This window comes from Aliiglaciecola sp. LCG003, from assembly GCF_030316135.1.
Classification (GTDB): domain Bacteria; phylum Pseudomonadota; class Gammaproteobacteria; order Enterobacterales; family Alteromonadaceae; genus Aliiglaciecola.
In genome coordinates, this window is record NZ_CP128185.1 from 3,965,616 (window position 1) to 3,978,729 (window position 13,114).

At 42.8% G+C, this 13,114-nt stretch carries 12 protein-coding genes and 1 pseudogene; 8 read left to right on the forward strand and 5 right to left on the reverse strand.

Going from position 1 to position 13,114, the window contains the following annotated elements; translation table 11 throughout:
* Positions 1 to 45 precede the first annotated feature (45 nt).
* Positions 46 to 972: a PA2778 family cysteine peptidase gene (locus tag QR722_RS17280; RefSeq protein ID WP_286284208.1), complete on the forward strand. Its 927-nt coding sequence runs from the start codon at positions 46 to 48 to the stop codon at positions 970 to 972.
* A 22-nt stretch (positions 973 to 994) separates the two neighbouring features.
* Here QR722_RS17280 and pepQ read toward each other — a convergent pair whose 3' ends face one another.
* On the reverse strand, positions 995 to 2,314 hold the full coding sequence (gene pepQ / locus QR722_RS17285) for a Xaa-Pro dipeptidase (RefSeq protein ID WP_286287720.1): 1,320 nt from the start codon (positions 2,312 to 2,314) through the stop codon (positions 995 to 997).
* Positions 2,315 to 2,464: 150 nt separating this feature from the next.
* Entirely contained in the window at positions 2,465 to 4,447 is a 1,983-nt protein-coding gene (locus QR722_RS17290; protein ID WP_286284209.1) for a lytic transglycosylase domain-containing protein, read from the reverse strand.
* 245 nt (positions 4,448 to 4,692) lie between these two features.
* On the opposite strand from QR722_RS17290, the gene fadB reads away from it, so the two are divergent.
* The 6 genes and pseudogenes from fadB (at position 4,693) to QR722_RS19440 (ending at position 9,864) form a co-directional block, all read left to right on the forward strand.
* Complete coding sequence (fadB, locus tag QR722_RS17295; protein ID WP_286284210.1) at positions 4,693 to 6,852, forward strand: fatty acid oxidation complex subunit alpha FadB; 2,160 nt, start codon at positions 4,693 to 4,695, stop codon at positions 6,850 to 6,852.
* Positions 6,853 to 6,873: 21 nt separating this feature from the next.
* A complete protein-coding gene (gene fadA / locus QR722_RS17300; RefSeq protein WP_286284211.1) occupies positions 6,874 to 8,037 on the forward strand; it encodes an acetyl-CoA C-acyltransferase FadA in 1,164 nt (387 codons plus the stop codon).
* A gap of 230 nt (positions 8,038 to 8,267) precedes the next feature.
* Entirely contained in the window at positions 8,268 to 8,690 is a 423-nt protein-coding gene (locus tag QR722_RS17305; protein ID WP_286284212.1) for a hypothetical protein, read from the forward strand.
* Entirely contained in the window at positions 8,687 to 8,881 is a 195-nt protein-coding gene (locus tag QR722_RS17310; protein ID WP_286284213.1) for a helix-turn-helix transcriptional regulator, read from the forward strand. The genes QR722_RS17305 and QR722_RS17310 overlap by 4 nt, the downstream gene beginning before the upstream one ends.
* Positions 8,882 to 9,228: 347 nt before the next feature.
* Positions 9,229 to 9,654 (forward strand): annotated as a pseudogene (locus QR722_RS19435) (nidogen-like domain-containing protein); the annotation flags it as partial.
* A gap of 30 nt (positions 9,655 to 9,684) precedes the next feature.
* Complete coding sequence (locus QR722_RS19440; RefSeq protein WP_502872484.1) at positions 9,685 to 9,864, forward strand: PEP-CTERM sorting domain-containing protein; 180 nt, start codon at positions 9,685 to 9,687, stop codon at positions 9,862 to 9,864.
* Between the two features lie 108 nt (positions 9,865 to 9,972).
* Here the strand turns inward: QR722_RS19440 and QR722_RS17320 are convergent, their stop codons facing one another.
* The 3 genes from QR722_RS17320 to QR722_RS17330 all read right to left on the reverse strand — a co-directional run bounded on the left by QR722_RS17320 (position 9,973) and on the right by QR722_RS17330 (position 11,800).
* Entirely contained in the window at positions 9,973 to 10,491 is a 519-nt protein-coding gene (locus tag QR722_RS17320) for a hypothetical protein (RefSeq protein ID WP_286284215.1), read from the reverse strand.
* A 147-nt stretch (positions 10,492 to 10,638) separates the two neighbouring features.
* A complete protein-coding gene (locus QR722_RS17325; RefSeq protein ID WP_286284216.1) occupies positions 10,639 to 11,454 on the reverse strand; it encodes a sterol desaturase family protein in 816 nt (271 codons plus the stop codon).
* The gene (locus QR722_RS17330; RefSeq protein ID WP_286284217.1) at positions 11,444 to 11,800 is read right to left on the reverse strand and encodes an SRPBCC family protein; all 357 of its coding nucleotides are present in this window, start codon (positions 11,798 to 11,800) and stop codon (positions 11,444 to 11,446) included. Before QR722_RS17330 ends, QR722_RS17325 begins: the two co-directional genes overlap by 11 nt.
* Positions 11,801 to 11,949: 149 nt before the next feature.
* Between QR722_RS17330 and QR722_RS17335 the strand changes: the two genes are divergently transcribed.
* Complete coding sequence (locus tag QR722_RS17335; protein ID WP_286284218.1) at positions 11,950 to 12,882, forward strand: AraC family transcriptional regulator; 933 nt, start codon at positions 11,950 to 11,952, stop codon at positions 12,880 to 12,882.
* Positions 12,883 to 13,114: the final 232 nt, after the last annotated feature.

Here is a 13,114-nt window from a genome sequence, read left to right on the forward strand (position 1 = left end):
TGCCTGCTAGTCGGTTGCATAGTTTTGATACAAGGTTGTCAAACTATGCAACAGACACAGGCGCTAGTTAATAATCCACCCCAGGATATTGCAGCACAGCATCTAATTACTGACGTTCCCTTTTATCCCCAGCAAGAGTATTACTGTGGCCCGACTGTGCTTGCAGAGGTACTCAATTTTTATCAATTTAACACCCGTCCGGATGATATAGCAGCTCATACTGTCATTCCTAAGCGCCATGGCACCTTGCAACTTGAGATGGTATCAACCGCTAGAAGTTTTGGCGTTGTACCCTACACTCAACGCGGTACATTGGAGCAATTAATACGTTTAGTTGGCGAAAATAAACCGGTTATTGTATTTCAAAATTTAGGGATATCCTGGATACCTGCTTGGCATTATGCGGTTGTCATAGGTTACGATTTAACTCAACACAAATTGATCTTGCATAGCGGTGAAACGGCTAATCTAAAAGTTGGCTTTGAAGTATTTGAACGCACTTGGCAAAGGGGCAACTACTGGTTACTGGCATTGCAACCCCCTACTCAAAGTAGTGAGCAGTTTGATTCTTACCTGTATATCAAAGCCTCTCATGAACTGATAACTATTGGTAAAACCGAGCAAGGCGTTAACGGCCTACAGACCGCCACGTCCCAATGGCCTGATGAGTGGTTAGGATATTTCCTGTTGGGAAACTACTACATGCAAGTTGGCGATGACCCACACAGCCAAAAGATGGCGCTGCAGTGGTTCACTAGAGGGCTTGAAAGCGGTTCTGAGCATGCGGAGTATCTGAATAACTACAGTTATGCATTGGCTAATGCGGGTTGTTTTGAGCAAGCACAGTTAATTTTGCAACGATCTATCAATAAGTGGCCTGAGAATTTAACCCTGCGTAGTTCTGTAGATCAGATAGATAAGCTTCAGGCTCAGGCACCAACAAGTGATGCCATACCAGCCTGTTCATTTTAAAAATTAAGCGCTGATTTAGCTTCTAATTTAAACCCAAATCCCTCGTCATATTTTCGTTACGATCACGATGCACAATGATGTTATCTTCAATGCGTATACCACCAAAGGGTTTAAAGTGATCAACAATATTCCAATTGATGAATTTTGACTCGGGAGTACTCTTTAAATCCCTCAACAGACTATCAATAAAGTACAAACCAGGCTCTATGGTAAACACTTGTCTGGCTTCCACTGTACGCGTGGTGCGAAGGAAGGAATGATCATCCGGTGGTGGATTCGGTGTGCCCCGATCATCTGCAGCATGACCCGCTACATCGTGTACCTGCAGGCCAAGGAAATGGCCAATCCCATGGGGGAAAAAGGTTTTGGTAATACCCATTTCAACACAATCGTTTGCAGACAAATTAACCACTCCAAACTCGTTCAAAAGTCGACCAATGTGAGCGTGCGCCGCCAAATGAATATCAAGATAAGGAACACCAGGTTTAAGCATGTTAATTAGATCTAGGGTGACCTTGTCCATGGCATCAATTAATGCAGCAAACTCATTTTGTTTAGCGCTATACGTACGGGTAATGTCAGACGCGTAACCGTTGCAGGTCGCTCCCGCATCAATAAGGAAAGAGCGGGATTCCGCCGGAGCCTGAGTTTCCGTAATCATATTGTGCAAGATGGCACTGTTTTCATTCAGCGCAACTATGTTGTTATAGGGAACCTGGTTTTCACCTAAGCGGGTAGCTTTTAAATAAGCTAGATTAATATCAAACTCGCTCAACCCTTGCCTAAATGCTTGCTCTGCGGCTTGATGTCCTGCAACAGCTATACTGCTCGATTCGCGCATGCAGCTCAACTCATAGTCAGTTTTATAAGCTCGATGGTAGTGCAGAAAATGCAACACTCGGTCTGGATTGACCAAATCAAAACCTAAGGCGCGGGCTACTTCAAGGTATTCGCCGATATAAGCGTATTTTACTTTGTCGTAGGGTAAATGTTTCTCCACTGCATCAGCCTGAGAAAGTAAAACAATATCAAACTCCTTCGCCCAGTATTCATAGGGCTCTGGCGGTACTTTATGCCAGAAATCCTTAGGTCGATAAAAAATAAGCTTAGGTTTATCAACACCGTTTACCACCAACCAGCAATTCGGATTGTCAATGACCGGAACCCAGGCTTTAAATTGGGGACTCACGTGAAAAGGATAGTGATTGTCATCCAAGAACATGCGTTTGCTTTGACCAGAGTGAATAATTAGACCTTCAATCCCTTCTCTCAATAACGCTTCTTTGGTACGGGTTTGCATTTCTTCAATATGTTGTGGATATAGATTCGGTAAGGTTTGCATAGCACCACTAATTACTAAAACATGAGTATTTATGGGCATTACACTATCATGGAATAAGGGGGTATCGTCAATAGTTACACCGAACTAGCCACTTATTGAACGTCAAGTTTAAGCTGTGATTAACGACCTATTCACCCCGCCCAAGTGCTGCTAATTCCGGGTGGCAGGGGGTTCAATCACCACGCCACCTAACTTCATATTCACTAGGTCTTCAAACAGACCTGTTGACTGGCCTAATTGTTGGGCATAAATTTGGCGATATGCCAGTACTGCTTTGACATAATTGCGAGTTTCTTTGTAGGGAATCGTCTCAATCCAAATGTCGACGGGCATACTTTGCTTCCGAGGCACCCAACTTTGTACTCGTCGCCAACCAGCATTGTAAGACGCTGTCGCTAACACTGGGTTGTCATCCATTTTATCCATGAGGTAACGCAGATACTGAGTGCCATAGCCAGCATTACTGTCAGGATCAAATAACACTTGGTTACTCACTTTTTTCTTGGCCAAATATCGAGCGGTTCCTGGTAACAATTGCATTAAACCTTTAGCACCAGCGCTTGAATTCGCGTCTGACATGAATGAGCTTTCGCGACGAGCAATGGCAAACGCCCATGCCGGGTCAATTTGATTAACTTGAGCATGATTTAACAACTGATCTTTATAGGCCATCGGAAACCGTCGTTTTATATCATCGAGGTATCCGGTGTTTGAAAAACCGGTAATTGCACGATCATGCCACTGCCAACTGTCAGCCAGTACTGCAGATACCAATTCTTGTTGAGGGCTCAGTTGAGATTGTAAGTACCACCACTCTCGACGAGCTTCTGTATAGCGCTGTAGTTGCAAAAATTCATGGGCGCGTTTAGCCGCAGGCATGTTGGCCACTTGAGACAATGTCATGGGATCAAACTCCAACGGTTTGTCTACCATATTAGGAGTAAGTGCTAACTTCCCGCTGGCAAGAAAGCCATAATAGTGACGATTTTTAGCTATCTGCTGATAATGCAAGTTGGCTTTGTTGGATTCATTGATTTGTTCGAACGCCCTCGCCTGCCAGTATTGAAAACTCAGATCTTGGGCTATTTGGCTAGGTAACAAATCAATCACTTCCAACGCATGTTGCCAATTGCCCGACTTAATTACATAGGCCAAATGCCAGCGAAATAACTGTTCTTCTGCGTTTTCATGACTGGCTTTTTCTAACCACTCCGACGCTTTTGGATGTTCATTAATGGTTAATGCAATGGCAAATGTCTCCGCCATTTTCAGTTGACTAGTAGGTTGCACATTGTATTTGGCCAATACTTTCTGCCAACTTTTCAAGGCTAAATCATCATCACGCCAAATCAGGCGCGTTAAACCATATTGCAAAATGGCTAATTCTAATTCTTTATGAGTGCCAGGAAACTTCGATAAACGGCTGACATAACCGGGATTTCGACGCACACTGAGCCATAGATCAGCTAAGTACTGCTTATCTTCACTGAGCAACGTCTTAAGATACGGGATCAAGGTATGATTGCCACCGTCCGCCGCCAAGGCTAATCGCGCTAAGACATGCTTTTCAGTGCGCAAACCGGCTTGAGTCCAAGCTTTGAACACAGGATCACATTCATTAGGTTGAGATTCACCCACCACCCAAAGTTTTTCAGCTTGATTGTAGACGCTCTGGATGTCGTCTTTACGTAGCAATTTAAAAGACAGAAATTGACAAGTCAGCTCTACGTTAGCGGTAGGCTTGAAAAACTGAATAAATCGCTCTGCATCATTATTTTTTGCTAATTGCTCTAGCCAAGTGCGCCTTAGCGGCCAATCTAGCGGGGTGCCTTCATAGAGGCGAAGAAATTCAGTTATCTTTTGTTGATTACCATTATAAGGAAAAGCTCTAAGGGTCAATTGTTCGATATATGGCTCTAGCGGATAACCCCTTATTTGTTCCCGCAGCTTTTTATATTCAGTCGAGTTTGGCTTGGAAACCAACAATTCTAGCCTTTCGAACGCTTCTCGTTGTTGGGCCGATGGGGAACTGGGTTTATCACCCACTGTGGCCCATACCACTGTGCTGTGGTTAAGCAGAGAGCATAATATTAATAATTTAACTGACAATATCTTGGCTTTATTAAGAAACAACGGCAATCATCCTGACAAACGGGCCCTCTAGATTGAAGATAGTCACACTATGATACAGGGTTAGACGGCGACTTAGTTGACAAGTTTCACTTGAAACTGACTTATCTACCCATATTTCTTGTTAAATTCTGTTGAAATTAGGTTGCGCTTTCAAATCTGTTCAACAATATTTAAATCCCCTACAAATGTGTCTCGACTATATTATAGTCTCACACACCATCCTTACTCAGTTGAAGGAGATAATAATGATATTTGAAGGCAAAAGCCTTTGTGCAAAATTACTGGACAATGGTATAGCAGAATTAGTGTTTGATGCACAAGGTTCGGTGAATAAATTTGACCAGCAGACCGTTTCTGAACTTGAACAAGCAACTCAAAAACTTGCTGCTAACAGCAACGTTAAAGGTGTGGTAGTTCGCTCCGCGAAATCTACTTTTATAGTAGGCGCTGACATTACCGAATTTACCGGTTTATTTGCATTAGCAGATGAAGAAGTCTTGGCTTGGGTTGCTAAAACGTCTCAGGTTTTTGATAAATTTGAAGATCTGCCATTTCCGACTATCGCTGCAATAAACGGTTTCGCATTAGGTGGCGGTTGTGAAATGACCCTAGCCTGTGATTTACGTGTTGCAGACACCAATGCCAGCATCGGCTTGCCAGAAGTTAAATTAGGTTTAATGCCAGGATTTGGCGGTACAGTAAGACTACCACGACTGATTGGTGCTGATAACGCATTAGAATGGATGACTACCGGACGTGATCGCAAAGCGGCCAAAGCCCTAGCTGAAGGTGCAATTGACAGCGTGGTAGCCCCAGAACATTTAGTCGACGCAGCCATCGGCATGCTAACCGATGCTATTGCTGGCGATTTTGATTGGCAAGCTCGCCGGGCACAGAAAAAAGCGCCGCTAACCCTTAGCCCGAATGAAGCCACTATGAGTTTCTCCACAGCTAAGGCGATGGTCGCCGCGCAAGCTGGAAAACATTACCCTGCCCCGCATATCATGGTCGATACAGTAGCGAAAGCGGCTGGATTAGATCGTGACGCTGCCCTTGCACTTGAGAATCAAGGTTTTACCAAACTAGCCAAATCTGATGCTGCTAAAGCCCAAGTTGGAATATTCTTAGCCGATCAAATTGTTAAGAGTAAAGGTAAAAAACAGGCTAAAGCTGCAACCAAGCAAATTAAGCAAACTGCAGTGTTAGGCGCGGGTATCATGGGTGGTGGCATCGCATACCAGTCTGCCGTTAAAGGCACCCCCGTTATCATGAAAGATATCGCCCAACCTGCATTGGACTTAGGCCTAAATGAGGCTGCGAAAATCCTTGGTAAAGGTATGCAACGTGGCAAGGTAGATGCCGCCAAGATGGCTGCTACTCTTAACAATATTGTGCCTACGCTAGAATATTCTGCCATCAAAGATGCTGACTTAGTCATCGAAGCGGTTGTGGAAAACCCTAAGGTTAAAGCAATTGTATTGAAAGAGACTGAGCAATATGTGGCAGAAGACGCCATTATTTGTTCCAACACCTCAACTATCTCTATTAACCAGTTAGCAAAAAGTTTGGATAAACCCGAACGCTTCTGCGGCATGCATTTCTTCAACCCTGTGCATAAGATGCCTTTGGTTGAAATCATTCGTGGTGAAAACACCTCAGAAGAAACTATTTCTGCAGTTGTTGCTGCGACTTTGAAAATGGGTAAAACCCCTATCGTAGTAAACGACTGCCCAGGCTTCTTAGTTAACCGTGTGCTCTTTCCTTACTTCGCTGGATTCAGCAAGCTAATCCTTGATGGTGCCGATTTTGTAGCCGTTGACAAGGTTATGGAGAAAATTTTCGGCTGGCCGATGGGACCCGCATTCTTACTCGATGTAGTGGGAATGGATACAGCTGATCACGCATCTAGCGTGATGGCCGATGGTATTCCTGAGCGCATGCAAAAGATTGATAATGATCCGGTAACTTGCTTATATCGTGCAGATCGTCTTGGTCAGAAAAATGGCAAAGGTTTCTATAACTTTGGCGTCGACAAACGCGGACGTCCCAGCAAAACTCCTGCGCCAGAAGCTTACGAATTATTTGCACCGCACTGTGCCGATAAACGTGACTTCGATGCCGAAGAAATTATTGCGCGAGTGATGGTACCTATGGCGAACGAAGCCATCCGTTGTTTAGAAGAGGGCATTGTTGCTAGTGCTGCAGAAGCCGATATGGCATTGCTTTATGGTCTTGGGTTCCCTCCCTTTAGAGGCGGTATATTCCGTTATATCGAGACAATGGGTTTGAGCAATTTCGTCGCATTAGCTGACAAATATGCTGATTTGGGTCCGATTTATCAGATTTCTGATGGCGTGCGCGAGATGGCCGCTTCAGGTAAATCTTATTTTTCACAATCCGCTTAATTCAGACCCGAGGAGATAAACATGAAAGAAGTAGTCGTTATTGATTGCATTCGTACCCCTATGGGTCGTTCTAAAGGCGGAATTTTCCGTAACGTTCGTGCAGAAACTTTGTCTGCACATCTAATGACTAAGTTGCTGGAACGCAATCCAAATGTCGATCCTGCTGAGATAGAAGATATTATTTGGGGCTGTGTACAACAAACTAAAGAACAAGGCTTCAACATAGCGCGTAACGCCCAACTGTTGACCGATATTCCTCGTTCTACCGCTGCTGTAACCGTAAACCGCTTATGTGGTTCGTCAATGCAAGCACTACATGATGCCGCTAAAGGCATTATGCTGGGGCAAGGCGATGTGTACATGATAGGTGGTGTTGAGCATATGGGCCATGTGCCGATGAACTTCAACTTAGACTTTCATCCTGGTCTGGCAAAACATACCGCCAAAGCCTCAGGTAATATGGGTATGACAGCTGAGTTGCTTGGTCGCCAAAACGGTATCACTCGCGAAATGCAAGACGCCTTTGGAGCTCGCTCTCATCAACGTGCCCACAAAGCGCATCTAGAAGGTCGATGGGATAATGAGATTGTTCCAATCGAGGGCCATGATGCTAATGGCGTGCTGAAACTGATCAAGGCCGATGAAGTTATTCGTCCTGATTCTACTGTCGAAACAATGGCTGCATTGCGTCCGGTTTTCGATCCGGTCAACGGCACTGTAACCGCAGGTACATCATCGGCAATTTCAGATGGTGCTTCAGCCATGTTGTTGATGTCTGCCGAGCGTGCAAAAGCACTAGGCTTAACGCCAAGAGCTAAAATCCGTTCAATGGCAGTTGCCGGTTGTGACGCCGCTATTATGGGCTTTGGCCCTGTACCTGCCACCCAAAAAGCGCTGAAACGTGCGGGTATGACCATGGCTGATATTGAGCTTGCTGAGTTCAATGAAGCGTTTGCCGCCCAAGCTTTATCTTGTATCAAGCAGCTCGGCTGGTTAGATACCTATGAAGATAAAGTGAACTTAAACGGTGGTGCGATTGCCTTAGGACATCCATTGGGTTGCTCTGGTTCGCGTATCTCTACCACCTTGCTGAATCTCATGGAAGCGAACAACAAATCTGTTGGTTTAGCCACCATGTGTATAGGTTTAGGCCAAGGTATAGCGACGGTTTTCGAACGGGTTTAATGCCAAATTTGTAACTAAAAAGCCCAGCTATCGCTGGGCTTTTTTATGCTCAAGAACACCTATCAACGCTTCACCCCACTACCACTTTGTGGCTTACAAAGAGCATAAAAGTCGACATAAAGTAAAGCTTCAGATCCTTTTTGTAAGATACACTTGACATGAAACAAAAAGACACCTAACCTTTCCATAAAGTAAATATAACTTTACTTTATGACAAAGGATGAAGACTTATGACAGATGAAAATATAAAATCAGAAAATTTGTGTGAACGCACTAGACGAACTTCAAAAAGTTTAATGATTTGGACATTTGGCTGGCTTATAAGCTTAGCGGTGGTGGCCTTTGGTCCCAAATTTTGGTGGGACTTCAACACCAACATCACCCTTATCATGACAATTGTAAACATTGGTTTTGGTGCAAAAATGATAATCGCCAATAAAAACCACCTGCAAGTGATGGATGAATTGCAACGTCGTATCCAATTGGAAGCAATGGCATTATCTTTAGGGGTAAGCATGGTCTTTGGTGCCATCTACGGTTTAATGGACCATATCAGACTGATCTCTTCAGAAACTGAACCCTCAAACTTGTTGTTTGTGATGGGTATATCATACGGTATCGGTATTGCTTTGGGTCATCGGAGGTACATGTGAAGAATCGTTTAAAAGTACTTCGGGCAGAACGAGATTGGACACAAGCTGATCTAGCTGAAGCATTGGATGTCTCTCGACAGACGGTGAATGCCATTGAGAAAGGTAAGTTTGACCCTAGCTTACCCTTGGCATTCAAAGCAGCGAAGCTGTTTAAAATGTCGATCGAAGATATATTTGATGACGAGGCTTAGACTGAATAGGCGTCTCGAACGGGATTAACCAAGTCTCGTCAATCAGCAAAAGAGGTCAGATTAATTTGACCTTCTTTTTATTCTATTTAAGTAGAATAAATGTCCATATTTTTAACACCTAATATATTCCCCTCACAAATATCTTAGTTTACCCATTAAAATCAACAGTTTAATTTTGGCTTCAATTTCGCTTTATCGAATGAAAAATAGAACATTTAATGGAGTAAAATATGCGACAGAAAAAGTTAGCCGTTATTCTCAGTACTGTATTTTTGGGACTAAGTTTAAACACACACGCGGGCGTAATCCCAAACTAGTATAGCGACTTTGGTGCAGAACTAGCCGATCTAACCGATGAAGATGATGATAATCAAGAAGTTGCCTTAAGCCCATCAATGAGTGTGTACGGTACCTTATATAACAGTGTTTCGGTCAATACAAATGGCTCTTTAAATTTCACTTACAGCAACGATGAGTATGATGTTGAAGACGATTTTGAGGATGATTATGGTGTATCCATTGCTGCATTTTGGAGTGACTTGGACCTAGAAGAAAATTATGATGCTCGCATTTATCAAAACTCGGGAGTCTTTGGTGGTCAAGATGCCTATATTTTTACTTGGTTCGAAGTTCCAGATTATGAAGACAATGACTTGTTAAACACCTTTCAAGCTATTATTACTGCAAATGGTGATATCCAACTTAATTTCTTATCAATAGATGGTGTAGATCCTGATGAAGATCCAGATAAAGGTGTTGTAGGAATTTCTGATGGATCAGGTAGTAATTTTGATTATCAAACAATGGATATATGGGATTTTCCGCGTAGTGAGTTTTCAATTGGCTATACATGGGACGGCAACGACTACACGCGTAGCGAGTGGTCTTGGAGTGACAGAGTAGCAGTGTCTGAACCATCTACACTTATGGTATTAAGTTTAGGCTTGCTTGGCTTTGTAAGAATAAAAAGAAACAAAAAATAAATTTTTAGGGGCCATGACAGGCAGGCATAGCTCCATTTCTTCATCTACAAGCCTCCAAATGCGGAGGCTTTTATTTAGACATCAATTAAGTAGTCTGCTACTGCAGTTTTAATCAGTTGATAAATCGCTCAGGTTCATCACTATCCAACCATTAATGAAGATATTAGTCGGCCTGGCGATATCGTAAATTATTCCTTCATCAGCCCAATTAAATATAGTTTGGCGACTCACCACTAGATCGTCTGGTCTAAAAAATATACGCTTTAATGCCATATCATATTTGACATGCTCAGTGGCTGAGACTTGGGTAGAATGACCAATATTGCCAAGTTTGAAAGTAATTAAGTCACCATCAATAGAAGATACTTTTAGCGGAATATAACGAAATCTGACGTCTGAAGCAGGCTCAATCAAATGATAGTCTACAAAGTAGAAGTCATTGATTTTCGGCTCATTGATAAGTTGCATTCGATTTTGATGCTGATACTCACCATAGGCAAAATAAAGCAGCAGTAGTAGCATAACGAGAATGAGGTCAGACCAAATTTGAATCACCTGCCAGGCAGAGCGAAGCATATTCGTTACCCTTACCATATTGATGTCTGAAGTTAAGAGCGTGTTAGTCATAAAGGCTCGCCTATAAGCTGTTTATGCTAGATCAATTCCTGTGAGAATACCGCTGAAGCCTAGTCCTTTAAATCGATAGATTTAATATAGCATTCAAAATTAAAGACGTACAAAAATAGCTATATTTATTTCGCCCTGCCACTGCGATCATGGCCTTAATTTACTAGGTTTGTTAAATAACAACTTTATCGCAGAAGCAAGGTTTGGTTGCTGTTTTAGATTCTTGAACAATATGCGCCAAGGGGTAAATACCACATCAAGAAAAGATAGTTCGTAGTGACGCTCAACTACACCATAGCGCGGGGCTTCCCCATCGAATTGGGCAAAAGTGCCAAATAGTTTATCCCAAATGATCAACACCCCAGCATAGTTTTTATCAATATATTGTGGATTACTGGCGTGATGAAGGCAGTGGTGCCTAGGCGTATTCAAAACCTTTCCAAGCAGTTTGAATTCTGGACCCAGTTCGGTATGCACAAAAAATTGAAAGGCTAAATTTATTGCCACAGTGGCAAATACTAACTCAGGCGGGAAACCTAAAATGACTAAGGGTAACCAAAACACCCACATGCCAACGATTGGATAAAAAAGACTTTGTCTAAGCGCAGTAGAAAAATTCATATTCATAGAGCTGTGATGAACAATGTGCGCTGCCCACAGCCAGTTGCACTGATGACTAGCCCTATGAAACCAGTAATATAAAAAGTCTTGCAAGATAAACGCGCAGAACACCATAAAAGCAGTTAACTCAAAGGTAAATAGCGCAAAGGATGTATGCACCCACAAAAACAGTGGCATAAGTGCCAGCATCGCGATGATATCGGTCGCTTGGTGAGATAAGGCTAAGCCAAGGTTTAAGCTAAACTCTTTTATTGAATAACTTGCTCTTTTCTTAAGCAATTCTACCGCTATTGCAATAAGAAATAACGGGCTCAACAATAACAATATATATTCAACGCTCACTTAGGGATTCCTTCAGTCGTTTTGCAGCCAGTTTAAAATCGTAATTCATCACAACCTTTAGTAAACATGTAGGCACCCACGAATTACTTTGACCATGGATCTGATAATGTAAATAGGGTCCATCACTACTTTCAATATATACAATCTGCCCTTGATGATTTTTTACCGGGCCATTGCCTTCTATTTGATAAACAATTTCGGTATCACTTAGATGAGTAATTCTTTCGATAAACTGATGGCCCCGCATGTTGACCGAACGTCGCCGGTCCCCGCCGCTTTTTTCTAGTTCAATAATCTCTGCAGCGAAGATCTTACTTAATAGTGTACAGTCAGTGAGCCGTTGCATATTGAATTTCGTATGCTGAGGAAGTTGGATTGTTATATCTAATAAAGGCATGTGGGTAAGTTATGACAATGAAAAGTGATTCTAGCTTAACCTTTCTTATCGGGGCATACTTGGCTGAATATGTCATTTTTTTGTCTTAGGGCGCCATCATGTCAGACGTCAGTCGTGAGTATTGCCACGTAATTGAAGCCTACATCCCGTCGATGTGGAAAGAGCATCTGCGTGTGCCGATGGAAGTTTATCTACAAGGTTTAGATGCAGCAGCAAAAGCAAACCAAGATAGTTTATGGGGCTTCAATATCGGCAAAGGTATAACGAGTGCGGAGTATGGGCTGCTCGGTTACTTGGTTGAATCATGTGATACCTTGCAAGCGGCCCTAGAAGCTTTGTTGCAGTTTGATAAAACCGTTGCAGATATCGGTCAAACCCAATTTAACCACAATGGTAAGGTGGCAACTTTGATATGGCAGCCTTATTTCCATAACCGTCATGCGGTGCTACGTAATATGACAGCATGGCTAGCAACAGTTCGTCGAGTTTCCGGCAAACTGGTAACTCCCAGATGCGTCAACTTACAAGATAATTTCACTGCTCATGAATTAAACACCTTAGCAGCTTGGTTTGGTTGTGTGGTCAAAGGTTCAAGAAACTGCAATGTCATAGAGTTTGATATAGCATTATTAGACACGCCGATTCTCACTCGCAACGAATTAGTAAATAGTCACTTACTTTTAGCCACAAAAGAAGCAAAACAGCTTTATGTTAATGAACATGGTTGGTTGAGCCAATTACAACCTGTGCTGCACAGTGCCGATCTACACAATTTGACTTTATCAACCCTAGCAGAAGTGCTTTGCATGTCGACTCGAACACTACAAAGGCGGTTAAAATTAAATCACATGAGCTTTAGCCAATTGCTTGATGATGAGCGCAAAAGACGCTTTCAACAATTTGTACATACAATGCGTAAACAAATGTTGGGGGATTTACTGGGTTACGGTGAACAAGCTTCGTTAAATAGAGCAGTTAAACGCTGGTATGGCATGTCGCCTAGTGAGTATGTTCGTTGGATTAAAAAGTAAAATTTATGACTGTAAAAAATGTCGCGATACACTGCTTAACGGCAGTATTGCCCCTCGAAAATCAACACTAATCAGCCAGCTAGATTTAACCCGCTTGCCACCATTTACGCCTGTGCTTACAACTCTGTAACAGGCTATTCACTCACTGCTAAAGACTCGTAAAGAAAGCACTACTATCAGCGGCTGCGCAGGGGTTATTTTCAATCCCGCCAGCGATACACAAGAGCGTCAT

Bases quoted from the DNA above. Each gene is read 5' to 3' on its own strand.
- QR722_RS17305 (WP_286284212.1), top strand. From the start codon at position 8,268: ATGACAGATGAAAATATAAAATCAGAAAATTTGTGTGAACGCACTAGA.
- QR722_RS17320 (WP_286284215.1), bottom strand. From the start codon at position 10,491: ATGACTAACACGCTCTTAACTTCAGACATCAATATGGTAAGGGTAACG.
- QR722_RS19440 (WP_502872484.1), top strand. From the start codon at position 9,685: ATGGATATATGGGATTTTCCGCGTAGTGAGTTTTCAATTGGCTATACA.
- QR722_RS17330 (WP_286284217.1), bottom strand. From the start codon at position 11,800: ATGCAACGGCTCACTGACTGTACACTATTAAGTAAGATCTTCGCTGCA.
- fadA (WP_286284211.1), top strand. From the start codon at position 6,874: ATGAAAGAAGTAGTCGTTATTGATTGCATTCGTACCCCTATGGGTCGT.
- pepQ (WP_286287720.1), bottom strand. From the start codon at position 2,314: ATGCAAACCTTACCGAATCTATATCCACAACATATTGAAGAAATGCAA.
- fadB (WP_286284210.1), top strand. From the start codon at position 4,693: ATGATATTTGAAGGCAAAAGCCTTTGTGCAAAATTACTGGACAATGGT.
- QR722_RS17280 (WP_286284208.1), top strand. From the start codon at position 46: ATGCAACAGACACAGGCGCTAGTTAATAATCCACCCCAGGATATTGCA.
- QR722_RS17335 (WP_286284218.1), top strand. From the start codon at position 11,950: ATGTCAGACGTCAGTCGTGAGTATTGCCACGTAATTGAAGCCTACATC.